Annotated in this window: 23 protein-coding genes and 1 pseudogene; 14 read left to right on the plus strand and 10 right to left on the minus strand. The window is 70.7% G+C overall.

The features are described 5' to 3' along the window. Positions 1–10 precede the first annotated feature (10 nt). Positions 11–895, minus strand: a complete 885-nt coding sequence (locus tag ACFWY5_RS27015) for a DUF1702 family protein (RefSeq protein WP_379635152.1) — start codon at positions 893–895, stop codon at positions 11–13. Positions 896–1,014: 119 nt separating this feature from the next. Here ACFWY5_RS27015 and ACFWY5_RS27020 point away from each other — a divergent pair, with 119 nt between their 5' ends. Beyond that, complete coding sequence (locus ACFWY5_RS27020; RefSeq protein WP_379613229.1) at positions 1,015–1,539, plus strand: RNA polymerase sigma factor; 525 nt, start codon at positions 1,015–1,017, stop codon at positions 1,537–1,539. After that, complete coding sequence (locus ACFWY5_RS27025; RefSeq protein ID WP_379635154.1) at positions 1,526–1,972, plus strand: hypothetical protein; 447 nt, start codon at positions 1,526–1,528, stop codon at positions 1,970–1,972. Before ACFWY5_RS27020 ends, ACFWY5_RS27025 begins: the two co-directional genes overlap by 14 nt. On the opposite strand, the gene ACFWY5_RS27030 is transcribed toward ACFWY5_RS27025, so the two are convergent. Both ACFWY5_RS27030 and ACFWY5_RS27035 read right to left on the minus strand, forming a co-directional pair. Further along, the gene (locus ACFWY5_RS27030; RefSeq protein ID WP_379635156.1) at positions 1,965–4,523 is read right to left on the minus strand and encodes an AAA family ATPase; all 2,559 of its coding nucleotides are present in this window, start codon (positions 4,521–4,523) and stop codon (positions 1,965–1,967) included. The two genes, ACFWY5_RS27025 and ACFWY5_RS27030, sit on opposite strands and share 8 nt — an antisense overlap. Before the next feature lie 20 nt (positions 4,524–4,543). After that, the gene (locus tag ACFWY5_RS27035; protein ID WP_379635157.1) at positions 4,544–5,593 is read right to left on the minus strand and encodes a hypothetical protein; all 1,050 of its coding nucleotides are present in this window, start codon (positions 5,591–5,593) and stop codon (positions 4,544–4,546) included. Between the two features lie 154 nt (positions 5,594–5,747). Between ACFWY5_RS27035 and ACFWY5_RS27040 the strand changes: the two genes are divergently transcribed. Further along, positions 5,748–6,632, plus strand: coding sequence for an NADP-dependent oxidoreductase (locus ACFWY5_RS27040; protein ID WP_379613225.1), 885 nt, complete (start codon positions 5,748–5,750; stop codon positions 6,630–6,632). A 97-nt stretch (positions 6,633–6,729) separates the two neighbouring features. Here ACFWY5_RS27040 and ACFWY5_RS27045 read toward each other — a convergent pair whose 3' ends face one another. Continuing rightward, positions 6,730–6,897 carry a DUF3073 domain-containing protein gene (locus ACFWY5_RS27045; protein WP_184959274.1) on the minus strand — a complete coding sequence of 56 codons (168 nt, stop codon included), beginning with the start codon at positions 6,895–6,897 and terminating at the stop codon, positions 6,730–6,732. A gap of 87 nt (positions 6,898–6,984) precedes the next feature. Between ACFWY5_RS27045 and ACFWY5_RS27050 the strand changes: the two genes are divergently transcribed. From ACFWY5_RS27050 to ACFWY5_RS27065, 4 genes are read left to right on the plus strand one after another with little or no spacing between them, the layout of a single operon-like run. Beyond that, a complete protein-coding gene (locus ACFWY5_RS27050; protein ID WP_379613224.1) occupies positions 6,985–7,320 on the plus strand; it encodes an ArsR/SmtB family transcription factor in 336 nt (111 codons plus the stop codon). Between the two features lie 37 nt (positions 7,321–7,357). After that, a complete protein-coding gene (locus tag ACFWY5_RS27055) occupies positions 7,358–7,870 on the plus strand; it encodes a PadR family transcriptional regulator (RefSeq protein ID WP_379613223.1) in 513 nt (170 codons plus the stop codon). Between the two features lie 10 nt (positions 7,871–7,880). Then, positions 7,881–8,759, plus strand: coding sequence for a 1,4-dihydroxy-2-naphthoyl-CoA synthase (locus tag ACFWY5_RS27060; RefSeq protein WP_184959270.1), 879 nt, complete (start codon positions 7,881–7,883; stop codon positions 8,757–8,759). 7 nt (positions 8,760–8,766) lie between these two features. Continuing rightward, entirely contained in the window at positions 8,767–9,690 is a 924-nt protein-coding gene (locus ACFWY5_RS27065; RefSeq protein WP_379635159.1) for an aminoglycoside phosphotransferase family protein, read from the plus strand. A gap of 2 nt (positions 9,691–9,692) precedes the next feature. Here ACFWY5_RS27065 and ACFWY5_RS27070 read toward each other — a convergent pair whose 3' ends face one another. After that, positions 9,693–10,154, minus strand: coding sequence for an HPP family protein (locus tag ACFWY5_RS27070; protein ID WP_379635161.1), 462 nt, complete (start codon positions 10,152–10,154; stop codon positions 9,693–9,695). Continuing rightward, entirely contained in the window at positions 10,154–11,008 is an 855-nt protein-coding gene (locus ACFWY5_RS27075; RefSeq protein WP_379635163.1) for an alpha/beta fold hydrolase, read from the minus strand. The genes ACFWY5_RS27070 and ACFWY5_RS27075 overlap by 1 nt, the downstream gene beginning before the upstream one ends. Positions 11,009–11,096: 88 nt before the next feature. On the opposite strand from ACFWY5_RS27075, the gene ACFWY5_RS27080 reads away from it, so the two are divergent. Then, positions 11,097–11,606 (plus strand): CGNR zinc finger domain-containing protein, encoded by a 510-nt coding sequence (locus ACFWY5_RS27080; protein WP_379635165.1) that lies wholly within the window; start codon positions 11,097–11,099, stop codon positions 11,604–11,606. Positions 11,607–11,653: 47 nt separating this feature from the next. Here ACFWY5_RS27080 and ACFWY5_RS27085 read toward each other — a convergent pair whose 3' ends face one another. Then, positions 11,654–12,577: an NADP-dependent oxidoreductase gene (locus tag ACFWY5_RS27085; RefSeq protein ID WP_379635167.1), complete on the minus strand. Its 924-nt coding sequence runs from the start codon at positions 12,575–12,577 to the stop codon at positions 11,654–11,656. 80 nt (positions 12,578–12,657) lie between these two features. Between ACFWY5_RS27085 and ACFWY5_RS27090 the strand changes: the two genes are divergently transcribed. From ACFWY5_RS27090 to ACFWY5_RS27110, 5 genes are all read left to right on the plus strand, one after another. Continuing rightward, a complete protein-coding gene (locus tag ACFWY5_RS27090) occupies positions 12,658–12,843 on the plus strand; it encodes a hypothetical protein (RefSeq protein ID WP_184959265.1) in 186 nt (61 codons plus the stop codon). A 47-nt stretch (positions 12,844–12,890) separates the two neighbouring features. Beyond that, a complete protein-coding gene (locus ACFWY5_RS27095; RefSeq protein ID WP_379613217.1) occupies positions 12,891–13,382 on the plus strand; it encodes a DUF1269 domain-containing protein in 492 nt (163 codons plus the stop codon). Positions 13,383–13,519: 137 nt separating this feature from the next. Further along, entirely contained in the window at positions 13,520–14,077 is a 558-nt protein-coding gene (locus ACFWY5_RS27100; protein WP_379613216.1) for a hypothetical protein, read from the plus strand. Continuing rightward, a complete protein-coding gene (locus ACFWY5_RS27105; RefSeq protein WP_379613215.1) occupies positions 14,077–16,161 on the plus strand; it encodes an SPFH domain-containing protein in 2,085 nt (694 codons plus the stop codon). Before ACFWY5_RS27100 ends, ACFWY5_RS27105 begins: the two co-directional genes overlap by 1 nt. A 4-nt stretch (positions 16,162–16,165) precedes the next feature. After that, positions 16,166–20,932 (plus strand): DNA repair ATPase, encoded by a 4,767-nt coding sequence (locus ACFWY5_RS27110; RefSeq protein WP_379635169.1) that lies wholly within the window; start codon positions 16,166–16,168, stop codon positions 20,930–20,932. A gap of 375 nt (positions 20,933–21,307) precedes the next feature. Here ACFWY5_RS27110 and ACFWY5_RS27115 read toward each other — a convergent pair whose 3' ends face one another. The 3 genes and pseudogenes from ACFWY5_RS27115 to ACFWY5_RS27125 all read right to left on the minus strand — a co-directional run bounded on the left by ACFWY5_RS27115 (position 21,308) and on the right by ACFWY5_RS27125 (position 24,106). Further along, a complete protein-coding gene (locus tag ACFWY5_RS27115) occupies positions 21,308–22,984 on the minus strand; it encodes an ATP-binding cassette domain-containing protein (protein ID WP_379635314.1) in 1,677 nt (558 codons plus the stop codon). Between the two features lie 138 nt (positions 22,985–23,122). Next, positions 23,123–23,452: pseudogene (locus ACFWY5_RS27120) on the minus strand (ATP-binding cassette domain-containing protein); the annotation flags it as partial. Between the two features lie 156 nt (positions 23,453–23,608). Continuing rightward, the gene (locus ACFWY5_RS27125; protein WP_379635171.1) at positions 23,609–24,106 is read right to left on the minus strand and encodes a MarR family winged helix-turn-helix transcriptional regulator; all 498 of its coding nucleotides are present in this window, start codon (positions 24,104–24,106) and stop codon (positions 23,609–23,611) included. 51 nt (positions 24,107–24,157) lie between these two features. On the opposite strand from ACFWY5_RS27125, the gene ACFWY5_RS27130 reads away from it, so the two are divergent. Then, on the plus strand, positions 24,158–25,303 hold the full coding sequence (locus ACFWY5_RS27130) for an FAD-dependent monooxygenase (RefSeq protein WP_379635173.1): 1,146 nt from the start codon (positions 24,158–24,160) through the stop codon (positions 25,301–25,303). The last annotated feature ends 4 nt before the right edge of the window (positions 25,304–25,307 follow it).

Here is a 25,307-nt window from a genome sequence, read left to right on the forward strand (position 1 = left end):
GTCAACCCCCTCAGGAACGTACGTTTCGCCGCGTTCCCCACAACCTGCGGATCTCCGCCCGCCAGAGCTGGTACTCCTCCGCGGTGTGGCCGCGGCCGCGTCTGGCCCGCTCGGCCCAGCCGGCCGCCCGTTCGGGTCCGGCTCCGGCCAGGATCTCGATGGCCTGCTCGGTGTGGGCCGGGACGAGGCCGGAACGCACCCTGGCCGCGGCGGCGACGGCGGCGCCCTGGGCGAGGTCGGCCCGGTTCTCGCCGGCGTGGCGGGCCAGCCGTACGAGGTCGTCGGGGGTGGCGCCGCCGGCGTGGACGGCGGCCAGGCCCGCGCCGCTCCACAGGTCGGCGTGCCGGTCGAGCGGGAAGGCGGCGATAGTGACGGCGAGGGCGTCCACGTCGGCGCACTCGCGAAACCACAGCGCCCGGCCGTAACCCTGGTCGCGGATGGCCCGCCTGACCCCGTTGGTGGTCAGGCCCACGGGCCGGCGGAAGAAGGCCTGGTGGAAGCCGTAGCCGTCCCAGCTCAGCCAGCGCAGCAGCGGGTCCAGCGCCTTGCGCATGGGCCACGGCCGCAGCCTGAGCCTGGCGAAGGCCTGCCCGGCGCCCAGATGGATCGGGTACGTGTGCTCGCGCCCCTGCCCGGCCAGCAGCGCGGCCAGCCGCCTGCCGCCGGAAAGGGTCAGGACGTCGTGCATGGCACACGCCATCCCCGCGCCTTCGTAGGCGAACCCGCGCATCTCCGGCGCGAGGCCGGAGACGTCCGTCCCGTCGGGACCCGCGGCGTTGAACCCGGCTATGAAGGCCAGCCCGACAGCTTCCAGGTGGCCCCTCGCGGGCCCGAGCCGGAACCCGCGCCGCTCGAAATCGACCTGTCCGGCATCCTGACATAGGAGCTTTCTCATGCGTCCCCCCGCCAAGAAGGTAGGGACGTGACAGAGCGTGAACAAGCCTGCACACGACCGCATGAGGTGTTTATCGCCCCGGCATGAACCTTCCCGGACCATCACCCGACTGGACAGGCATGAGCGACGAGTTGCTGGTGGTCCGCTGCCAGCTCGGTGAGCGCGACGCGCTGGCCGAGCTGGTCAGAACGTGGCACGGACCCGTCTGGACCTACGTCCGGCGCATGCTGGACGCCGAGCGGGCCGACGACGTCACCCAGGAGGTCTGGGTGGCGGTGCTGCGCGGCCTGCCCCGGCTGAAGGAACCGGGCAGGTTCGCGCCGTGGCTGTTCACCATCGCGCGGCGGTCGATCGCCGACCGGCTGCGCGCCGAATACGCACAGCCGGAGCCACGGCCTCCCGCGCCGCAGGGTGACGCGTTCGAGGCGGCGCTCGACCGGGCTGAGCTGGTCGGCGCCCTGGCCGCGCTGCCCGTGCGGGAACGGGACGTGCTCGCGCTGTTCTACCTGGAGGACTTCTCTCTGGAGGACTGCGCGCAGATCTGCGGCGTCCCGGTCGGCACCGTCAAGTCACGGCTCAACCGCGCCCGTCGCCTCCTGTCGGAACACCTCACGCGAAAGGGATACGGCCATGAACTCGCCTGATGACGTCATCGCCAAGTTGTCGCCCGTGCTGTCGCCGTGGCGGCGGGCCGGTGGGCTGGTCGCGCTGCTCGCCGGGCTCGCCGGCGCCGTCGCGCTGGGCTCGCTGTGGCTGACCGAGCCGGGGCCGCTGCCGGAGCGCCTGCACCTCGGCTTCGCCCTGCTCCTGGCCCTCTGCCTGGCCTGGGCCTGCTACGGCGGGTGGGTGCTGGCCCGGCGGACGCCCATGTTCGCGCTGGACCGGGTGGTCGCGGGCTGGCTCGCGCTCGCCGCCTCCACCGTGACGGCGGTGCTGCTCGCCGTGCTCGCCGTCGTGCGCGACACGCCGGTCCTGTTCGTGGTGGGACCGCTGTGCGTGGCGGTCGCGGCGGTGGTGACGTTCCTGGCTCACCGCCGGCGTAACGCCCTGCTGCGAAGGAAGGCCGAGCTCAGCTGAACAGGTGGGCCAGCTCGGTCCTGGTGGCCACGCCGAGCTTCGGGAAGGCCCGGTAGAGGTGGTGGCCGACCGTCTTCGGGCTCAGGAAGAGCTGGGCTCCGATCTCCTTGTTGGTGGCGCCCGTCGCGGCGAGCCGTACCACCTGCAGCTCTTGCGGGGTGAGGGCGGCCATCGCGTCGGGCGCGGCCCGTGCGGCGGTCTCGCCCGCCGCGCGCAACTCGGCGCGGGCGTGCTCGGCCCACGGGTGCGCGCCCGCCCGCTCGAACGTCTCCAGCGCGGCCCGCAACTGCGTGCGGGCCTCGGCCTTGCGCCGCTCACGGCGCAGCCACTCCCCGAACAGCAGCCTGCTGCGGGCCTGCTCGAAGGGCCTGGCCCCATCCCGTACGGCAAGCGCGAACTGCTCCTCGGGATCCTCGGCCAGCAGGGCACGGCAGCGGGCAAGCACCGCGTCGGCCCAGGGCTGGCCGGCGGCCCGCGCCCACCGCTCGAAGCGCTCCAGCGGTTCTGCGGCCCGCTCGGGACGCCCCAGCCTGACCGCCGCCTCGACCTGGTCGGGCGCGAAGTAGAGCGCGTGGTTCTGCCCGGTGAGCTGCTCCATGCGCTCCAGCGCCGCCTCGAAGCGGCCGCGCCCCAGGTCGAGCAGCGCGCCCGCCCGCTCGGCCCACTCGCCCTCGCCCTTCTCCTCCTCGCCGCGTACCGCCGCCAGCACCGCGAGCAGGCCGCGCGCGTGGGCCTCGCGCCGGCGCTGGCCGGTGTCCCCGGCGATGCGGATGGTCTCGTCGACGCTGGCCGCCGCCTCGTGGAAGCGGCCCAGGAAGAACTCGGCCTCGGCCAGCGTCCCCAGCACCCCGGCCAGCCAGCCGATCATGCCGCGCCGCCGGAACTCGCCCGCGAGCACCAGCATCGTCTCGCGCGAGCGGGCGAAGTCGCCGCTGAAGAAGTCCACCATCACGGTCGCGAGCCGCTCGCCGACCAGTCCCTCGCGGCGCTGGGGCATCGCCGCCACGTTCTCGCGCAGGATCCGCAGGCCCTCGCCGGGATCGCCGGACATCAGCTCGGCCGCGCCGCCGATGGCCGCCGCCAGCGACTCCTGCCCTGGCAGCTCGGCGAGCAGGCCGTGCGCGCGCCGCATGCCCGCGGGGTCGGCGCGCGTCCAGGCCGCTCTGGCCGCGTCGGTGAGCAGCCGTACCCGGGCCTCGCCTTCAGCCCGCCCGGCCGCCTCGATGAGGATCGTGTAGGCGGCCCCCGGGTCGCCGTCCTCGAAAGCGACCTTGGCGCGCAACGTGGCCAGCGCGTCCGGGTCGCCGCTCAGCCGCAGCGCCTCCTCGACCAGGCCGCCGGCCCGCCCGTTCTGCCCGGCGTCCGTCGCCGTCTGCGCGGCCGCGGTCAGCCGGCGCAGCCGCCGCTCCGGGTCGGGCGTCAGGTGCGCGGCGCGTTCCAGGGCCGCCGCGGCGGCGGCGTACCCGGTGCGGTCGCGCGCCCGCTCCGCCGCGGCCTCCAGTCCCGCCGCGACCTCCTCGTCCGGCCCGGTCGCCGCCGCGGCCAGGTGCCACGCCCGCCGGTCAGGGTCGGCCGCCGTCGCCGCCAGAGCCCGGTGTACGGCCAGCCGCTCGACGAACCCGGCGCTCTGGTAGGCCGCCGCCCTGGTCAGCGAGTGCCGGAACGAGACCGCGGACCCCTGCACGCTCACCAGCCCCTCGGCCTGGGCCAGCGCGTCGTCGGGCAGCCCGAGCTCGCGCGTGGCGGCGAGGATCGTGCCCAGCTCGCCGGTGTCGGCGGCGGCGGCGACCACCAGCGCGCTGCGCGCCCGCGAGGGCAGGACGGCGATGCGCTGGCCGAAGGCCTCCTGCAGGCGGCGGGGCAGCGGCAGCGGCCCGACCTCCGCCGCCGCGGAGGCGGGCAGTTCGAGCAGGGCCAGCGGGTTGCCGCCCGACTCCTCGACCACCCGGTCTCTGACGTGGGGTGGCAGGCCGGGAAGATGGCGGGCCAGCAGCGCGTGGGCCGCCGCCCGGTCGAGCCCTTCGACCCGCAGCTCGGGCAGCCCGGCCAGCGACGCCTCGTCACGGGCCGAGACCAGGATCACCACTCCCTCGGCGTGCAGGCGGCGGGCGGCGAACAGCAGGGCCTCGGCGGAGGCCTGGTCGAGCCACTGGGCGTCGTCGATCAGGCAGAGCAGCGGCGCGTTCTCGGCGAGCAGTGTCAGCGTGGCCAGGCCGATCATGAACCGGTCGGCCACGCCGTCGGTGGCCAGGCCGAACGCGGTCCGTACGGCGGCGGCCTGCGGTTCCGGGAGCGCGTCGAGGGCGTCGAGCTCGTCGAGGAGAGGGAGCAGGATCTGGTGAAGGGCGGCGAAGGGCAGCTCCGACTCGCTCTCCACCGCCGATCCGCGCAGGAGCGCGAACCCGTCGGCCGCGCGCCCCGCGTGCTCCAGCAGGGCGCTCTTGCCCACGCCGGGCTCGCCGCGCAGGACCAGCGCGCCGCTGCCACCCTCGCGTGCCGTGCCGAGCAGCCGCTCGATCGCGACCAGCTCGTCCTTCCTTCCCTGGAGCACGCCCCAGAACCTAGCAGGGGTCAGGGAGGTGTCTGGGCGGCGTAGGCGGTGGGCAGGAAGCAGGAGATCGTGCCCTGGCCCGGGTCGGTGACGCCGACGGCGACCGGTACGTCCGTGCGGGAGGTGTCGAACGTCATCATGAGCGCGTCGTGGTCGTGGAAGTTGGGGTCGTACAGGGCGAAGGTGACCCCGGTGCCGCTCACGTGGTAGCCCCAGACGAGCACCTGGTGGTTCTTGCCCAGGTCGGCGGGGTTGAGGCTCTTGGTCTTCACCAGGCAGATCGGCCGGGGGAAGCCCTGGTCGATCCAGTCCTTCACCCTCGGCCATGAGTCCCTGACCATGATGGCCGAGCGGCCCGACATGAGCCCGATCGGCTCGAAGATGCCCTGGTCGGTGTCGGGGTAGGCCGGGTTCATCAGCTTGAGCAGGCTGAGCGGCAGGTCGGGCAGGTCGAAGGAGTCGAACAGCCGCGAGACGAAGTAGTCGAACAGCGGCACCCCTTCACCGGCGGGCGCGACGGTCTGCGCGGGCGCGAGCTGGTTGGACAGGAAGTAGTCCATGGCGGCGTAGACCATGCCGCCGCACAGCCCGTTGGTGGCGTCGCCGATCGGCAGGCTGACCACGCCGAGGTCGAGGTGCTTGAGCGTGGTGCCCTCCGGCCAGGAGTTGTTGAAGTGGAAGCCGTGCAGGGTGGGCCGGAACGCGGTGGTGTGCCACTGCGAGTTCTCCAGCGTCCAGGACACCCGGGCGTTCTCGCCGTCGCCGCCGCCGCGCAGCAGCGCCTTGCCCGCGACGCACACCTCGTTGAACGTGTTGGCCCCGACGAACGGGTTGCTCCAGTGCATCTCGATGATCGGCCCGCCGTCGCCTATGCGGTACTGCACGCGGCCCTCGGTGCCGGTGGCGATGCCGTCCGACTCGCTCTCCCAGCTCACGGTCTCGCCGGGCATCACGGTCTGCGGAGGCTCGATGTCATTGGTCCAGACGCCGTGCATCAGCGCCTCGAAGTTCTTGCCGAGGATCTCTCCCGTGGTGTTGGTGAAGGTCACCGCCACGCTTCTGGCCGCCATAGCCACCACCTCGCTTCCTTCGCACCCAGCGTGCGGGCAGGTCACGGATGGTGTCGTGAGTACGCCCCTACTCAGGTTGGCGAACCGGACACACGGGCATGTACCTCCCATGCGTGCCATTGCCATCTCCGGCTTGGGGCAAGAACCCGAGCTCATGGAACTGCCGAAACCGACGCCGGGCCCCAATGGCGTCCTCGTCCGGCTCCACGCCGCCGGCCTCAATCCGGTGGACTGGAAGATCGCCGAGGGAGAGTTCAAGATCCCCGGCCTGACCTTCCCGAAGGTGCTGGGCATCGACGGCGCCGGGGTCGTGGAGGCGGTCGGCCCCGCGGTGTCGGCATTCCGCCCGGGAGACCAGGTCTACGGCCAGTTCAAGGGCAGCTACGCCGAGTACGCCCTGGCGACCCCGGTCATCGCGCGCATGCCCGCCGGCATGATCTTCACCCAGGCCGCCGCGGTGCCCGTCGCGACCACGACCGCGTACAACATGGTCGAGACCGCCAAGATCGACCAGGGCCGGGTGGTCCTGGTCTCCGGAGCCACGGGCGGCGTCGGCCAGCAGGCGGTGCAGTTCGCCGCCAACGCCGGCGCCAAGGTCATCGCCACGGCCACCGCCGACCTGGCCGAGCACATGCGCGGCATCGGCGCCACCGAACTCGTCGACCACACCCTGCGCCCGGTCGCCGAGCAGGTGCTGCAGCTTCACCCCGACGGTATCGACGTGGTGCTCGACACGGTGAGCACCGACCCGGCCGCGCTGGACCAGCTCGCCCAGACGGTACGGCCCGGCGGCACGGTGGTCACCACGGTCTTCTCCGCGGACCCGGCAGCCCTGGCGGCCAGAGAGATCACCGGAGTCAACCTCGACAACAAGGCCTCCGCCGAACTCCTGGTCCTGCTGGCCGACCTGATCGACGCGGGCCGGATCAAGGTCCACATCGACGACGTGGTGCCCCTGTCCGCCGCCGCGACGGCGCTGTCCAAGAACAAGGCCGGCCGTTCACGCGGCAAGACCGTGATCGAGATTCAGCCCCGATAAGCGGCCGTGCCGACCTGGAGCCCGAGACGCGAGAAGGCCGTGTCGCGCCGCCCGGTCCCTTCCCGGACGGCTGGCACACGGCTCCTTCGCACCCGCCTCAACGGGCGGGCTCGGACTCCTGGTCATGCGGTACGCCAGAGCCCTCATCATGCGACGTGTCCGCAGACAACTCCCTGCGCAACGCGTCGATGTCCATGTGTTGGCTGGTGTACTTCAGCTCGCGAGCGACCTTGGTCTGCTTCGCCTTCTGTCTTCCTCGGCCCATGGCAACTCCCTATTCCCCGGGTGTCATCCTAACCAACGACATTGCGACTTGAACAATTATGCAACTGCACTGGATTAGCCTGGACGCATGCCCGTCCCGCTCTACCAGGCCAAGGCCGACTTCTTCCGGACGCTCGGGCACCCCGCTCGCGTAAGGGTGCTGGAACTTCTCCAGGAGGGGCCGCTTCCGGTCCGGGATCTCCTGGCCCAGATCGACATCGAGGCATCGAGCCTGTCACAGCAACTCGCCATACTCCGCAGGGCAGGGGTCGTCAGCGCCGAGAGGGAAGGCAGCACCGTCGTCTACTCCCTGGCCACGCCCGAACTGGCCGACCTGCTCGACGCGGTCCGCCGCATCCTCACCGAGATGCTGGCGGACCAGGGCGAACTGCTGGCCGAGCTGAGGGCGGAAGCGCACGGGTGAGCAGAACGTTCCAGTTGAGATATGTCACTATAGGAACATGAGTCTTCGCCATGGTGTGCTGGGCCTGCTCTCCGAAGGTCCCGCGAGCGGATATGACCTGCTCAAGCTGTTCGACGCGTCCTTGAGCAACGTCTGGCCGGCCACGCAGAGCCAGCTCTACACCGAGCTCGGCAGGCTCGCCGAGGCCGGTCTGGTCAGCGTGTCGGCGGAGGGTCCGCGCGGCCGCAAGGAGTACTCCATCACCGAAGCGGGCCTGGCCGAGCTGCGCCGGTGGATCATCGACGTGGAGCCGGCCGGGACCATCCGCAGCGACATGCTCCTGCGCGTCTTCTTCCTGGCCCAGGTCGAACCCGAGCAGGCGCGCGGCTACATCCGCCGCCAGGCCGAGATCGGCCGCAAGACCCTTGAGCACCTGGAGGGCATCCGCGAGTTCCTCGACGGCGACACCGACAACCTCTCCGTGTACGGCCGGCTCGCCCTGGAGTGGGGCCTGCGCTTCACCAGGACGCAGCAGGAGTGGGCCGAATGGGCCGAGAAACAGATCCGTTAGGCTCGCCGTCATGGTCTCCGAGCTGTTCGATCCCCAGGCGTGGAAGGAAGTCGAAGGCTTCGACTTCACCGACATCACTTACCACCGCGCCGTCGACCAGGGCACGGTGCGGATCGCGTTCAACCGCCCCGAGGTGCGCAACGCCTTCCGCCCGCAGACCGTCGACGAGCTCTACCGCGCCTTCGACCACGCCCGCCAGAGCGTCGACGTGGGCTGCGTCCTGCTCACCGGCAACGGCCCCTCGCCCAAGGACGGCGGCTGGGCCTTCTGCTCCGGCGGCGACCAGCGCATCCGCGGCAAGGACGGCTACCAGTACGCCGACGGGACCCCGGCCACCGGCCGCCTGCACATCCTCGAAGTGCAGCGCCTCATCCGCTTCATGCCGAAGATCGTCATCTGCGTCGTCCCCGGCTGGGCCGCGGGCGGCGGGCACAGCCTGCACGTCGTGGCCGACCTGACGCTGGCCTCGCGCGAGCACGCCCGCTTCAAGCAGACCGACGCCGACGTGGCCAGCTTCGACGGCGGCTTCGGCTCCGCCTACCTCGCGCGTCAGGTCGGGCAGAAGTTCGCCAGGGAGATCTTCTTCCTCGGCGACACCTACACCGCCGAGGACGCCCACCGCATGGGCATGGTCAACGCCGCCGTCCCCCACGCCGAGCTGGAGAGCACGGCCCTGGAGTGGGCGCGGAAAATCAATGGCAAGTCGCCCACCGCACAGCGCATGCTGAAGTACTCCTTCAACCTCATCGACGACGGCCTGGTCGGACAGCAGGTCTTCGCGGGTGAGGCGACCCGGCTGGCGTACATGACGGACGAGGCGGCGGAGGGTCGCGACTCGTTCCTGGAGAAGCGCGAGCCCGACTGGTCGCCCTTCCCCTGGCATTTCTAGGACGTTTGTGACGAAGATCGAAATACCCGCCAAGCTCATCAGCAACCACGACGAGATCGGCGAGGGCGAGGAAGGCGGCCCCACCTGGATCGCCGGCCTGCCCGCCCTGGCCGGACGCTACCTCGATGAGTGGGGGCTACGGCTCGACGGGGACCCGATGCACGGGTTCGTCTCGCTCGTACTCCCCGTGACCAGGCCCGACGGCGTACCGGCCGCGCTCAAGCTGCAGCCGGTCAACGACGAGAACGCCAGCGAGGCGATGGGCCTGAAGGTCTGGAACGGCGACGCCATGGTCCGCCTCCTGGACGAGGACCCCTCCACCGGCACGCTGCTGCTCGAACGGCTGGAGGGCCATCGCACCCTGGCGACGGTCGCCGACGACACCAAGGCCCTGACGATCCTGGCCGACCTGCTGGCCCGCCTCGTGGCCCACCCGGCGCCCGAGGGCATGCGCCGCCTGGCCGACATCGCCCGGGACATGATCGACGAGACGCCCGACGCGGTGGCCGCCCTGGCCAAGGAGAGCGACCGGGCGTGGCTGAAGACGTGCGCCTCGGTCGTCGCCGAACTGGTCACCGAGCCGGGTGACCGGTTGCTGCACTGGGACATGCACTACGAGAACGTCCTGGCCGCCGGGCGTGAGCCGTGGCTGGCCATCGACCCCAAGCCGCTGGCCGGCGACCCGGGCTTCGACCTGTGGCCCGCCCTGGACAACCGCTGGGACGACGTCGTGGCCACCGGCGACGTGCACCGCGCCGTACGCCGCCGGTTCGACCTGCTGGTCGACCGGCTCGCGCTCGACCCCAAGCGGGCCGCCGGCTGGACGTACGGCCGGCTCCTGCAGAACGCCCTGTGGGACGTCCAGGACGGCGAGACCGAGCTGGACGAGGACCAGCTGGCGATCGCCGAGGCGTTGCGCCCGCGCCTGTGACCTCACCTCCAGGAAGCCGGGTAGCTGTGGCCGGGTAGCAGCTTCCCGAGCACCACCCCTCCGGCGATCACGACGACGCTGGCGAGGATGACCGGGTTGAGCAGGTAGAGCGGCTCCGGAGCGGTGAGCCCGACCAGCGCCGCGGTCGCGCCGGCGGGCGGATGCGGCGCCTTGAGCAGCATCATCGGCGCCGTCGACAGGGCGGCGGCCACGGCCGCCGTCCACACCGAGGGCCCCGCGACCGACGTGATGAGCAGCGCCAGGGCCGTCGCGCTGACGTGCCCGAGCACGATGCTGCGCGGCTGCGCGAACGGCGCGGCCGGGGCCAGCGCGACGATCCCCGCCGTGGCGGCGAACGGCAGGGCGAACAACGCCAGGCCAGTGGCGCTGGTGATCCCGGCCAGCAACAGGAGCCCGGCCAGGGCCGCGGTCGTCGCGCTGACCACGTTCTTCCAGGGCGGCATCAGTCCGACAGCCCGCGCAGGAAGTCGCGGATCAGGGCGGCGCTCTGGCTCAGCCGCGTCGTGAGCGGGAAGTGCCCGGCATCCAGCAGGTGGACGCGGGCCTCCTTCACGTCGCGGGCGTAGGCGCGGGCGCCGTCCGGGCCGAAGATCTCATCGCCCCTGCCCCAGACCGCCAGCAGCGGAGGCTGGTGGGTGCGCAGGTACTCCTGCCAAGACGGGTAGCGGCCGGGGTTGACACCGTAGTCGAGGAAGAGCGCGAGCTGGATCTCCTGGTTGCCTGGCCGGTCGAGCAGCGCCTGGTCGAAGGCCTCCTGGTCGGGGTTGACCAGGGAGGTGTCGGGGACGCCGTGGGTGTACTGCCAGTGGGTGGCCTCGCGGGTCAGCAGGGCGCGCAGGGCGTCGCCGTTCTCCTTGGAGGGGTCGGCCCAGTAGGCGCGGATCTGGTCCCAGAACGGGGTCAGGCCCTCGTCGTAGGCGTTGCCGTTCTGGGTGACGATGCCGGTGATGCGCTCGGGGTGGCGCAGTGCGAGGCGGAAGCCGACCGGGGCGCCGTAGTCGTGCACGTAGATCGCGTACCGGTGGACGCCGATGGAGTCCAGAAGCTGGTCCACGACGTCGGCCAGGTGGTCGAAGGTGTACTCCCACGTGTCGGCGGCCGGGGCCGAGCTGTGGCCGAAGCCCGGATAGTCGGGGGCGATCAGATGGAACTCCCCGGCCAGCTCGCCGATCAGCTCCTGGTAGGCGATGGACGAGGTCGGAAAGCCGTGCAGCAGGACGAGCGTGGGCGCCGACGGGTCTCCGGCCTCGCGATAGAAGACGTTCAGTCCCTCGATGACCTTGGTGTGGTAGCGCATGATCACTCCTTAACCAGCTAAATGCAGTTTGGTGGTTAAGAGATAGCATGGCCATGATTAACCGGTCAAACTGATTTGAGAGGTTAGGATGAGGATCCGGCCGCTGCGCGGGGAGCCCGTCGGTCTTGACCTGGTCGACACCACCTGGGTGTGGCAGGGGGAGCTGCTCGACCAGTTCGACACGGCCGAGGGGGTCGAGGCGTGGCTCGCCGACCACGGGCTGCCGGGCGGATCGGGGGCGCGGGAGCGGCTGGTCGAGGCACGGGCCGCCATGCGCGACGCGCTCGAGGGGCGGGGGCACGGGCGGCTCAACGCGGTGCTGGCCCACGGGAGCCTGCGGCCCCAGGTCGGGGCGGGCGGGCCGTACGAGATGGTGGTCGTGGACGAGCCGGAGTGGCACGCGGCGTGGGTGGCGGCGGCCGACCTCGTGCGCGTCATGGGCGGGCGGGTCAAGCACTGCGCGAACCCGCGGTGCGTGCTGTGGTTCCTGGATGTGAGCAAGAACGGCAGCCGCCGCTGGTGCTCCATGGACGTGTGCGGCAACCGGGCCAAGGTCGGGCGCTTCAACGAGCGCAAGCGCCCGACCGGCGCTTCCTAGAAACCCCTCACCCCGGGTGTCTTTTTCGGGTGTTCTGGCTAGGTGCTCTACGGGATGACGATGGCGATCTTGCCGCGGCCGTGGCCGGTCTCCATCTCGCGGTGCGCGTCGGCGGCCTCGGACAGGTGGTAGGTGCTGCGGATGTGGTACTTGAACTCGCCCGCGGCCACCAGGGCGGCATAGCGGCCCAGGCGCTCGGCCAGCCGTTCGCCCACTGTCGTGCGGATGCCGAGCCCGGCGGCCTTGTCGTGCTCGAACAGGGTGAGGATGCGGTCGCGATCCGCCACCAGCTCCAGCGAGACCTCCAGCGCCTCGCCGCCGGCGCCGTCCAGGGCCGCGGTGACGCCGTCAGGGGCCAGCGCGCGCACCCGGTCGGCGAGGCCGGGGCCGTACTCGACCGGGATCGCGCCGAGATCGCGCAGGTAGTCGTGGTTGACCGCGCGGGCGGTGCCGATGACCGTGGCGCCGCGCCGGCGGGCGATCTGCGTGGCGGCGCCGCCCACGGATCCGGCCGCGCCGTGGATCAGCAGCGTGTCCCCCGACCCGATCGCCAGGTTGTCCATGGCGATCTCGGCCGTCTGCACGCCCGCGGTCATCGCCCCCGCCACCTCCCAGGCGAGCCCGGCGGGCTTCGGCGTGACCGAGCTGGAGGGTACGACCGCGTACTCGGCATAGGCGTTGAGCTGCGTGAAGCCCAGCACTTCCGCGCCGATCGCGAACCCGGTCACGCCCTCGCCCACCTGGTCGATCACTCCGGCGAACTCGTTGCCGGGAACGCGCGGCAGGTCGCCGGTGATGCCCGGCGGGGTCCATCCAGCGCGTACCGCGGTGTCGTACGGCTGCACGCCCGCGGCCTTCACCCGCACCCGGACCTGTCCAGGGCCCGCCTGCGGCGCGGGCAGTTCCATGACCTTCAACACCTCGGGGCCGCCGAACTCGGCGAACGCCGCTGCCTTCATCACTTCGCTCATGCCGACGAGCCTGCATCCTCAACTTTGCTTGAGGTCAACCCCGTGACTTAAACTTCCCGCCAAAGGAAGGGCAAGCGACCATGCAGAAGATCGTCCACGTCAGACCCCTCGACGACGCCATCGGTCACGAGGAGTCGCACGACTGCCCGTGCGGCCCGACCGGTCAGGGCGTGCACAACTCCGCCACCAAGAAGATGGTCGGCGTGATCTTCCACCACCACGGGCTGCAGCCGTGCCACGAATGGGAAGCATCCGACCTCGCGTAGCCATCTGTGTACTATCGGTGAGGAGCTCATAGAAATCGGGGGACGGCATGAGCAACCTCATCGTCATCGACTATCCGGACGTCGCGACCGCGGAGACCGTACGCACGCGGCTGTTCGAGCTGCAGAAGCAGAACCTCATCACGCTTGACGACGCGGCCATCGTCGAGCGCAAGGACGACGGCAAGATCAAGCTGCACCAGACCACCAGCACCACCGGCGTGGGCGCGGCCGGCGGCGCGCTGTGGGGCGGCCTCATCGGGCTGCTGTTCTTCATGCCGCTGCTGGGCATGGCGCTCGGCGCGGCCGCGGGCGCGGCGGGCGGCGCCCTCACCGACGTCGGCGTCAACGACGACTTCATGAAGGAACTCGGCGAGAAGATGCCCCCGGGCACCGCCGCCCTCTTCCTCCTGGTCCGCCAGAGCACGCCGGACAAGGTCATCGAGCAGGTCGCGCAGTACGGCGGCGAGATCATCAAGACCTCGCTCAGCACCGAGGACGAGAAGCACCTCAAGGAGGCCGTCGCGGCCGCCCGCGCCTGACCTGCCACCAAGGAGCGACCGGGTTTCCGGTCGCTCTTTTGCATATCCGGCGCGGCAAACCTGCCCATATCGGGAACTTTCCGCTTTACTTCGTCTTTACCTGTATAGAGTCCGACGGGGGATGTACCAGGGGGAAGATGTCTGAGTTCTTACAAGCCGTGCTGGGTTTTCCGACAGTCCTTTTCAGCTTTCTGCTCGTGATCGTCGTCGCCTACTGGGTGACCGCGCTCACCGGGCTTCTGGACCTGGACGACGTCGACGCCTCCTGGCTCGGACTGGCAGGTGCGCCCGCCGGAGTGACGCTGTCGATCGTGATCACGCTGGGCTGGCTGCTCAGCCTGATCGGCGGCCAGTTCGTCTCCGCGCCACACCTGCAGATCGCCGTGCTCATCGTGGCCCTGGCCGGCGGCTGGTTCGGCGCCCGCCTGCTGGTCGTGCCGCTTCGCCGCCTGTATCCCGACGAGCGCGGCCCCTCGCGCCACGACTTCGTCGGCCGGCACTGCGTGATCCGCACCGGACAGGTCACCTCCGACTTCGGCCAGGCCGAGGTCACCGCCGCTGACGGGTCCTCCGCCGTCGTCCAGGTCAGGACGACCGGCGACGACCGCCTCGCCCGCGGCGACAACGCCCTCATCTTCGACTATTCCTCCTCCGGGGAATTCTTCCTGGTCATGCCCTATGAAAGGGATCACTGATGGGTGTCATCTCCCTTGGCCTGGCGATCACGCTGGCCGCAGCCCTGCTCATCGTCATCGCGATCCTCGTGGTCATCAGCCGCCTCTTCCACAAGGTGGAGCAGGGCAAGGCCCTGATCATCTCGAAGGTCAACCGGGTCGACGTGACGTTCACGGGCGCCGTCGTGCTGCCCGTCGTGCACAAGTCCGAGACCATGGACATCTCGGTGAAGACGATGGAGATCGTCAGGTCCGGTCGTGAAGGCCTGATCTGCCGCGACAACATCAGGGCCGACATCCGCATCACGTTCTTCGTCCGGGTCAACAAGACCGCCGAGGACGTCATCAAGGTGGCCCAGGCCATCGGCACCGCGCGGGCCAGCGGCGAGGAGACGCTGCAGGAGCTGTTCAACGCCAAGTTCTCCGAGGCGCTCAAGACCGCCGGCAAGCACCTGGACTTCGTCGACCTCTACACCAAGCGCGACGAGTTCCGCGACGAGATCCTCCGGCTCATCGGCACCGACCTCAACGGCTACAGCCTCGAGGACGCCGCGATCGACTACCTGGAGCAGACGCCCCTCCACAACCTGGACAAGTCCAACATCCTCGACGCGCAGGGCATCCGCAAGATCACCGAGCTCACGGCCATCGAGCACGTGCGGACCAACGAGTTCCAGCGCAACGAGGAGAAGGAGATCACCCGCCAGAACGTGGACGCCCGCGAGGCGATCCTGGAGCTGGAACGCCGCCAGGCCGACGCCGAGACCAAGCAGAAGCGCGAGATCGAGACCATGAGGGCGCGCGAGGAGGCCGAGACCGCCCGCGTGCAGGCCGAGGAACGCCTCAAGGCCCAGGCCGCCAACATCAAGACGGACGAGCAGCTCGGCGTCCAGCACGAGAACCGCGCCCGCGAGGTCGCCGTCGCGGAGAAGAACAAGGAACGCGTGATCGCGATCGAGACCGAGCGGATCGAGAAGGACCGCATGCTGGAGGTCATCGCCCGCGAGCGCGAGACGGAGCTGTCGCGCATCTCCAAGGACAAGGAGGTCGAGACCGAGAAGCGCTCGATCGCCGAGGTCGTGCGCGAGCGCATCGCGGTCGACAAGACCGTCGCCGAGCAGGAGGAGAACATCAAGCGGCTGCGCGCGGTCGAGGAGGCCGAGCGGCTGCGCCAGACCACGATCATCGCCGCCGAGGCCGAGGCCCAGGAGAACCTGGTCAAGGACATCAAGGCGGCCGAGGCCGCCGAAGCCGCCTCCAAGTTCCGCGCCCGCGAGGAACTCGTGCTCGCCGAGGCCAGGCAGCAGGCCGCCGACCTCGACGCCCGCGCCAAGATCCGGCTCGCGGAAGGCGTCCAGGCCGAGAGCGCCGCGGCGGGGCTGGCCGATGTGCAGGTGAAGGAGCGCGACGCGGCGGCGATCGAGAAGGTCGGCCGCGCCGAGGCGATGGTGCTGAGCGAGCGGCTGCGCGCCGAGGCCGAAGGCGCCAAGGCGATGGCGCTGGTCGAGGGCGAGCGGCTCAAGGCCCGCGCCGAGGGCGAGCAGGCCCTCGCGCTCGCCGCCGCCGCGGCCGTCGGCGAGAAGCTCAAGGCCGAGGCCGAGGGTCTGACCGAGAAGGCCGCCGCGCTGGCCGCGCTGGACGAGGCCTCGCGTACGCACGAGGAGTACCGCCTGCGGCTGGAGGCCGACAAGGAGGTCCACCTCAAGCGCATCGAGGTGCAGGCGAAGGTCGCCGAGTCGCAGGCGGGCGTGCTGGCGGCGGGGCTGGCCAAGGCCGACATCGACATCGTGGGCGGCGACACGATGTTCTTCGACAAGATCGTGGGCTCGATCACCGCGGGCAAGGCGGTCGACGGGTTCGTGGAGCACTCGGCCGTGACCAGGACGCTGGCGGAGCCGTACCTCAACGGATCGGCGAGCCTGCCCGCGGACCTCGCGGCGATCGTCGGCGGGATCGGCACCGAGGACCTCAAGAACATCACCGTGTCCGCGCTGCTCATGCAGATGATCCAGAGCGGCGGGCCGGAGGCGAAGCTGACCGAGCTTCTGGAGACCGCGCGCAGACTCGGCGTCGCCGACTCCTCGGTCGCCGCGCTGAGGGCCTGAGCGCATGGCGGATCTTGAGGCGGGCACCTATGAGGTGCTCAGGAACCGCCTTCAGTCGCAGGCCAAGCTGCTGGCCCAGGCCGCGGAGGCGGTCAACGACGAGCGGCTGAAGGTCTTCGGCGGCGCCGAGCTCACGCTGCTCGGCACGGAACGGATCAGGACAGAGAACAACTGCGTGCCCAGGGACATCGTCTCCGTCGGGGAGGTGATGGTGTTCGGGTACAACGTTTTCATTGGACTTAAGCCGGAAACGGCTGTGGACGACGTGTTCTCCGTCCACAGGTTCACCCGCGACGGCGAAGCGTTCCGGTTCGATCCGGCACAGTGGGAGGCGCTCACCGACCCCGCCTTCCAGAAGGACTTCGCCGAGTTGTACCGGTACTACAAGGAGACCCGCCTGCAGACCCTGCGCCGGGTCGAGGGCAAGCTGCTGGCGGTCTTCCAGACCGGGCCGAGCGACAGCAAGGTCCTGCGCTGGGACCTGTCCGGCAAATACCTCGACAACCGGGGCGAGCGCGACCACGTGTTCCCGGCGTCCCACGACTTCGAGTGGACCGTCACCACCCGCGACGACCACGTCCTGGGCCGCCATCCCCACATCTCCGTCGAGGGCGAGGTCTTCGTCGAGACCGTCGGCGGCGACCTGACCATCAAGGTCGAGGACAACACCGAGAGCGGCCACGGGATCTACTCCGAGCCGGTCACCGAGCCGCTGCAGTCGCTGGCCGACGCGGACGTCTCCTACGCGCGGGTCGGGCCGCTCATCCTGCTGCGCATCCGGCCGTACAAGGAGCCGGAGTGGCGGCACCTGGTGTTCAACACCCGGACCAAGGCGGTGGTCAGGCTCGACGGCATCGGCCAGGCCTGCCAGCGGCTGCCGGAGGACCAGGGGTTGATCTTCCCCGGTGGCTACTACCTGGCGACCGGGGTCAGCAAGACGTTCGACCTCGACGTCAGCGAGCTGGAGTTCGAGCGCGTGGTCCGCTCGCCCAACGGGGAGGACGTGCTCTACGTCTTCCATGCCCGGGGTGACGGGCGGTCGTTGCTGCTGCCGTACAACGTGATCAGGAAGGAGGTGGCCAATCCCATCCCGTGCCACGGGTTCAGCCTGTTCGACGACGGCACGATGGTGGTCTTCCGCGCCACCTCCGACGAGCCGACCCGGGTCCATCCCATGCAGGTGTGGCAGACGCCGTACGTCTCCGACACCTACGCCGCCGCCCAGCCCACCGGCTCGGGGCCGCTGGAGCGCATCGGCAACGCCGAGCTGGTCCGCGGCATCTCCGACTGCCTGTCCGTGGCGCGCATGGTCGAGGAGATGTCGCCGTCCGCGGCGACCTTCGAGGCGCTGATCGCCGCCTGCGAGCGGGCCTTCGACCACTACCACTGGCTCGGTGAGCACGGGCTGCGCACCCCGCTCACCGACGTACGCGCCACCGCCGGCCAGGTGCTCGACGAGTACGAGAACGTCGAGCAGCTGACCGCGCAGGCCGCGCGGACGCTGGCCACCACCGAGGAGGAGACCGTCACCCTCGTGCGGCAGGCCCGCGGCGACCTGCCGGCCAGTGCCGACGCCTGGGTCAGCCTGCTGGCCACGCTGCGCCGCGCGCAGGGGCGGCTGGTGACGCTGCGCGAGGTCCGCTACATCGACCTCACCCGGCTCGACTCGCTGGCCGGCGAGCTGGCGGCCGAGCTGAAGGAGAGCGGCACCCGCGCGGTCACGTTCCTGCAGGGTCCCGACGCCTTCACCGGCTACCACAGCGCGGTCGAGCGGCTCGCCGCCGACGCGGGCGCGATCGCCACGGTGGCCGACGCCGTCCCGGTGTCGGAGCTGCTGGCCGACCAGGCCGAGGGGCTTGAGGTGGTCACCGAGGTGGTCGGTTCGCTCGACATCGCCGACGCCACCGTGCGTACCTCCATCCTGGAGCGCATCGCCGAGGTGCTCGGCGGCGTCAACCGCGCCCGCGCGGTGCTGGAGGGCCGGCGCAGGGAGCTGCTGTCCAGCGAGGGGCGGGCCGCCTTCGCCGCCGAGTTCGCGCTGCTCGGGCAGGCGATCACCGGCGCGCTGGCCATGGCCGACACACCGGAGCGCTGCGACGAGCAGCTCGGCAAGCTCATGCTGCAGCTGGAAGGGCTCGAATCCCGCTTCGGGGAGTTCGACGACTTCGCCGCCCAGCTCACCACCAAGCGGGAGGACGTCTACGAGGCGTTCTCCGCCCGCAAGCAGGGCCAGCTCGACGAGCGTGCCCGCCGCGCCGACCGGGTCTTCGCCTCGGCCGAGCGCATCCTGGGCAGCGTCGCCAGGCGGGTGGCCGGGCTGGCCTCGCTCGACGAGGTCAACACCTACTTCGCCACCGACCCCATGGTCGCCAAGCTCCAGTCGGTCTCCGCCGAGCTGCGTACCCTGGGCGACCCGGTGCGCGCGGAAGAGCTCGACGGCCGGGTCAAGGCCGCCCAGCAGGAGGCCGGGCGCTCGCTGCGCGACCGGCTCGACCTGTTCGACGCGGGCGGCGAGACGCTGCGGCTGGGGCGCCACCGCTTCGCGGTCAACACCCAGCCCGTCGACCTCACGCTGGTCCCCCACGACGGCACGATGCAGTTCGCCATCACCGGCACCGACTACCGGGCGGCGGTCCCGTCCGACTTCGCCGACACCCGCCCGTTCTGGGACCAGTTGCTCGTCTCGGAGACTCCCGAGGTCTACCGCGCCGAGCACCTGGCCGCCGCACTTCTCGGCACCGCCGACCTCCCCTCAGCGGATCTCGTACGGCGGGCCGCCGAGGAACGCTACGACGAGGGCTACGAACGCGGCGTCCACGACCACGACGCCACCCTGATCCTCGACGCCCTGGTCCGCCTGCGCGATGGCGCCGGGCTGCTGCGCTACTCCCCCGCGGCCAGAGCGGCGGCCCAGCTCTTCTGGGCCTTCCACACCGACGAGGTTTCACGTAAAACATTCACCACCAGAGCGTCTTCCCTGGTCAGAGCGCGCGAGGCGTTCGGCGCCCACGAGGCCGTGGCCGCCCTGGCCGAGGAACTGTCGTCCTTGATCACCGCCGCCCCCGGCGTGGCCCGGCTGGCCGGGGAGTATCTCGTGGAGGAGCTGGCCACCACCCCGCCCGGCTTCGTCACCAGCAAGGCGGCCCGTGCCGTGGTGGACAACTTCCGCGCCCGGCTGGGCCCGGCGGCGCAGCGCTCGTTCGAGGACGATCTCCAGTCCTTGGAACCGCCCGCGCGCATCCAGCTCGCCGAGGCCTGGCTGGGCGCCTTCGACCAGTCACCCGACCTGCCCGAGGCCATCGCCCTGCAACTCTGCGGCGACCTGCCCCGCTACGACTCCAGCGCGAGCGTCAGCGCCGTGGTCGAGGGCCTGCTCGGCGCCCACCCGCGCATCACCGAGCGCACGCTGCCGCTGCGCCTCGACGAGATCCTCACCAGGACCAGGACGTTCGCCGCCGAACGCGTCCCGGCCTTCCGCGCGTACCAGAAACGCCGCGTCGAGCTGGTCGCGGCCGAGCGCGAGCGGTTGCGGCTCGACGAGTACAAGCCCAAGGTCATGAGCGCCTTCGTGCGCAACCGCCTGCTCGACGAGGTCTACCTGCCGCTCATCGGCGACAACCTGGCCAAGCAGCTCGGCGCGGCGGGCGCGGGCAAACGCACCGACCAGATGGGCCTCCTGCTGCTCATCTCACCGCCCGGCTACGGCAAGACCACCCTCATGGAGTACGTCGCCAGCCGCCTGGGCCTCGTCTTCGTCAAGGTCAACGGCCCGGCCCTGGGCCACGCCGTCACCTCGCTCGACCCGGAGGAGGCTCCCGACGCCACCTCCCGCCAGGAGGTCGAGAAGATCTCCTTCGCGCTGGAGACCGGCAACAACACGCTCCTCTACCTCGACGACATCCAGCACACCTCGCCCGAGCTGCTGCAGAAGTTCATCTCGCTGTGCGACGCCCAGCGCCGCATCGAAGGCGTCTGGAACGGCCGCACCCGCACCTACGACCTGCGCGGCAAGCGCTTCGCCGTGTGCATGGCCGGAAACCCGTACACCGAGTCCGGCAAACGCTTCCGCATCCCCGACATGCTCGCCAACCGGGCCGACGTGTGGAACCTCGGCGACGTGCTGTCCGGGCGCGACGAGCTGTTCGCGCTCAGCTATGTGGACAACGCCCTCACCTCCAACCCCGTCCTGGCCCCGCTCTCCACCCGCGACCGCTCCGACGTCGAGTTGCTCGTACGGCTGGCGCGCGGCGACCAGACGGTCCGCTCCGACCAGCTCAAGCACCCCTACTCCAAGGTCGAACTGGACCAGATCCTGTCCGTGCTGGCCAAGCTGGTGCGGGTGCAGGAGGTGGTGCTGGCCAACAACCAGGCGTACATCGCCTCGGCGGCCCAGTCGGACGACGCGCGTACCGAGCCGCCGTACAAGCTGCAGGGCTCCTACCGGAACATGAACAAGCTGGCCGAGCGGATCGTGCCCGCCATGAACGACGCCGAACTGGAGGCGGTGATCGACGACCACTACGTCGGTGAGGCCCAGACGCTCACCTCCGACGCCGAGGCCAACCTGCTCAAGCTCGCCGAGCTCAGGGGGCGCCTGACACCGGAACAGCGGGAGCGCTGGACCGCCATCAAGGCCGCGTACCTGCGCACGAGAGCGTTGGGCGGGGCGGAGGACGACCCGGTGACCCGCACAGTGGGCGCCATCGGCCTCCTGACGGACCGCGTCACCGACATCACCACCGCAATCCGCCAATCCACCCCCGAAACCTGACGATCCACCTCGCGTCTTCCCTGCCCCGCCGCCCCGCTGACCTGGGCGGCGGCGCGGGGACTGACGCGCGCGCAGGTCATCCATGGGCCCCACCTGACTCGCCCCAGCCACCTGACGCGCCCCAGCCGCCCAACTTGCCACGGCTGACCAACTTGCCACGGCTGCCCGACTTGACCCGGCCGCCCAACTTGCCACGGCTGCCCGACTTGCCCCGATGACCGCCTCTACCTGGTCTGGCTCCGCCCCAACCCGGCCCGGACCACAGGCAACGGGCGGCCGGGCACTGGCCAGAGGGCGCCGGATGGGCCTTCGGGCTGCCTGGTTGTTGGCGGTTGTGCCCATCCACAGGCTGTGGATGGGCACGTCGCGGGCGGGCTATGCGGGTTGGAGAGAGGTGGGGTGGCCGTCTTTGAGTTCCAGGCGTGAGCCCTGGAAGGCGGCCCGCATGCGGCGGTCGTGGGTGACGATCACCAAGGCGCCCTCGTAGACGGACAGGGCCTCCTCCAGTTGTTCCACGAGGAGAGGGGAGAGGTGGTTGGTGGGCTCGTCCAGGAGGAGCAGGTCGACGGGCCGGCTGACCAGGCGGGCGACGTCGATGCGGCGGCGCTGGCCGTACGACAGCTGACCCACCCGCAACCGCAGGTCCGCGGGACGGAACAGTCCCAAGGACAGCAGCGCGTCGGCGTGCTCGTCCATGCTGCCCGGCCGCCCCTCGGCGAACGCGCCCAGCACGGTCCGATCCATCCGGCGCGGCCGGTCCTCCTGGCGCAGGTACCCCACGCGGGGCGGGCGCTTGACCGTCCCGGTGTCGGGTACCAGCTCGCCGGCCAGCACCTGCATGAGCGTGCTCTTGCCCGCCCCGTTGGGCCCGGTGACCAGTAGCCGCTCGCCGGTCAGGATCCGCAGGAAGCCCAGCCTGAGCCGCTCCCCCACCCGAACCCCACCAAGCTCCACCAACCCAGCCCGCTCCACCTCACCAACCTGACCGGACCCGGCCACCTGATCCGACCCGGCTGCCGGGGCGGACCCGGCCGCCGGGTTCGGGCCAGACGCGTGTTTCGGTCCAGACGCCCCATCCCGGTCCGGCCCAGCCGCGTGTCTCGGGCCAGACGCCCCATCCAGGTCCGGCCCAGACACGGACGGCCGGTCCGGCCCAGCCGCTGGCATGCCGTTCGTCGGTGCTCGGCCCGGTCGGGTCGCGGGGACTCGGCCGGGGCTGGTCGGGGAGAGGTGGGTGGGGGTGAAGCGGAGGGGGGCCGGTGGGGGTGGGACGGGGTGGGTGCGGAGCCAGTCCAGGCGTTGGTTGGACTGGCGGATGCGGCTCATCGCGCCATGTGCCCGGGAGCGGGCGCGCCAGGCGCCGGTGCCCATGCCGGCCTTGGCGACCTTGCGGGGGATGGCGCCGAGGCGGGAGGCGTTGGCGTCGACGAGGGTGGCGTGGCGGGCCAGCTCGTTCTTCCACTCCTCGTGCTCCAGCGCCCATGCCGCCCGCTCGGCCGCCTTCGCGGTGAGGTAGCCGGTGTAGCCGTTGCCGTAGCGGCGTACCTGGGACTGGTCGACCTCCAGGATCGTGGAGGTGATCCGGTCCAGGAACACCCGGTCGTGGGTGATGGCCACGACCGTGCCGCGGTGGGCGCGCAGGTGCTCTTCGAGCCAGGTGACGGCCTGGTCGTCCAGGTCGTTGGTGGGTTCGTCGAGCAGGAGCAGTTCGGGGGCCGCGGCGAGGGTGGCGGCCAGGGCGAGACGGGAGCGTTCGCCGCCGGACAGGGTGTCCAGCGGGCGTTCCCGATCCAGCCCCGGGAGCCCCAGCCCATGCAGAGCCACCTCCACCCGCGCATCGGCCTCGTACCCGCCCCGCGCCTCAAAAGCCGCCACCAACTCCCCATAGGCAGCCAGCTCCACCTCCAGCTCGGCCACAGCCATCCCTGCGGTGGTGGTATCGGTCCCACGCGTCCCAGCACCCTGATCACCGGTTACGGCCGTGCCCGCGGACCCGGCAGCCCCAGCACCCGTGGCCGACGTGGCCGTGGCGGTGTCGTTGGCAGAGGACAAAGAGCCGGTGGGCGAGGAGCCGGTAGTCCCGGCACCCGTGGGCGGGGTCGCCGTGGGCGGGGTGGCGGTGGTGGTCGTGGGTGAGGTGGGCGTGGGTGTGTTGTCGGTCGAGGTTGTGGGGGTGGGGTCGGCGTTGGCCAGGCGGGTTTCGGCTGTGCGGATGCGGGCCTCCAGGGCGCGGAGGTCGCGGAGGGCCCAGTCGATGGCGTCGCTCACCGTGGATCCGGCGGGCAGGTCGAGTGCCTGGGGCAGGTACCCGATGCCGCCGGGCGCCACGACGGTGAGTTCGCCGTTGTCGGGCGTCTCGGCCCCCGCGATCAGCCGCAGCAACGTGGACTTGCCCGACCCGTTGTCCCCGATGACGCCGACCTTCTCGCCGGGCTTCACGGTGAAGGTCACCCGGTCAAGGACGACGCGGTCTTCGTAACGCTTGGTGATGTCTGAGAGCGATAGTTGGGTAGCGCGCATAAAGCAGCCACCTCCGATTCTCGGCACAAATGCCGCATCGAAACGAACGGATCGATGGCGGTACGGATCGCGGAGCAGCGCTCTACGCGTCCGGTGCGAGAATCACAGGGAACCCATGCGGATTAGGTTGGGGTGGATGGGGCGATATGTCAAGCCCTAATCATGGGCCCGGCGTTCGGTGAGGATGGTGGTCGCGGCGCGCTGGACCGCCGCCGCCTTGGTCACGTAGTCGAGGATCAGCTCCAACTGCTCGTCCGTGTACGCGTCGTACAGATCAGCCAGTCCCCGCATCAACGGCTCGAACACCTCGATCGCCTCGGCACTCGCCCCGGACAGCTGCTCCGGGTTGATCTCGACGATGATCCGGCGCCGGTCCTTGAGGTCGCGGATGCGGCGTACCATCCACTTCGCCTCGAGCCGGTCCACCAGCCCGCTCACGGAGGCCGGAGCCAGACCGGTGTGCTGCGACAGTTCGCCCGCGGTCAGCGGCCCGAGGCGTTGTAGCAGGTCAAGGGCCTTCCACTCGGTCACTCCGAGGCCGAGCAGCCCGCTCATGACGGTGTGGTACATGACTGCGGCGTTGCTGCTCTCCCGCCCCGCGTCGCCGAGCGCCTGGAGAAGATTCTTTCGGTGTTCCGAAATATCTCTGGACACACCGCCTCCCATCGTCATATATTTCGTTCGACCGAACGAAAGGTTATCACGATGAAGGCTCTCATCACAGGGTGCGGGATCGGCGGACCGGCGACCGCGATGGCACTGCGGAAGGCGGGCATCGAGGCCGAGATCTTCGAGGCTTACGGCGCGACGGCGGAGGGCGTCGGCTCGTTCCTGAACGTCGCCTCCAACGGCCTGTCCGCCCTGCGCGTCCTCGACACGCACCGCGAGGTCATGGCCGCCGGAATCCCGACCCCGCGCATGGTCATGACCAGCGGCTCCGGCAAACGCCTCGGCGAGGTCGCCAACGGCCTGGCCCTCGACGACGGCACCGTCAGCCACACGATCCTGCGCTCCGACCTCTACCGCATCGTGCGCGACCAGGCCACCGCGCGCGGCATCAAGATCCGGTACGGCAAGCGCCTCGTCTCCCTGGACGACACCGGCGACCAGGTCGTGGCCCACTTCGACGACGGTACGCAGGCGACCGGAGACATCCTGATCTCGGCGGAAGGCGTGCACTCACGCACCCGCACCCTCCTCGACCCGGACGCCCCGGCTCCCCGCTACTCCGGCCTGTACAGCTTCGGCGGGATCACCACCTTCCCCGGCCTGACCGGCGAACCGGGCACGTACCACATGATCTTCGGCAAGAGAGCGTTCTTCGGCTACACGGTGGCGGCCTCGGGTGAGATCTGGTGGTTCGCGAACCTGCCGCGCGAGGAGGGCGACGTGCCCGCCGACTGGCGGCCGCTGCTCGTCGACGCCTTCCGCCACGACGGCAACCGCACCGCCGACCTCCTGCGCGAGAGCCCGATCGGGGACGGCTTCCCGGTGTACGACCTGCCGCCCGTCCCCACCTGGCACAAGGGCAGAGTCGTACTGACCGGCGACGCCGCGCACGCCACCTCGCCCAGCGCCGGCCAGGGCGCCTCGCAGGCCATCGAGGACGCGATCGTGCTGGCCCGCTGCCTGCGTGACGCCCCCGACCACAGCGCCGCGTTCGCCGCGTTCGAGGCCGAGCGCCGCGAGCGGGCCGAGCGGGTGGTGTCGTACTCGCGGACCATCAGCAACAGCAAGGCCGCGGGGCCGGTGGGGCGGGTGTTCCGCGACCTGATGATGCCGTTGTTCCTGAAGAAGACGGCCAGCCAGGAGTCACTTTCCTGGCTGTACCGCCACCACGTCTCCTTGTGACGGG

Origin of the sequence: Nonomuraea sp. NPDC059007 (assembly GCF_042740555.1) — a bacterium.
GTDB lineage: Bacteria > Actinomycetota > Actinomycetes > Streptosporangiales > Streptosporangiaceae > Nonomuraea.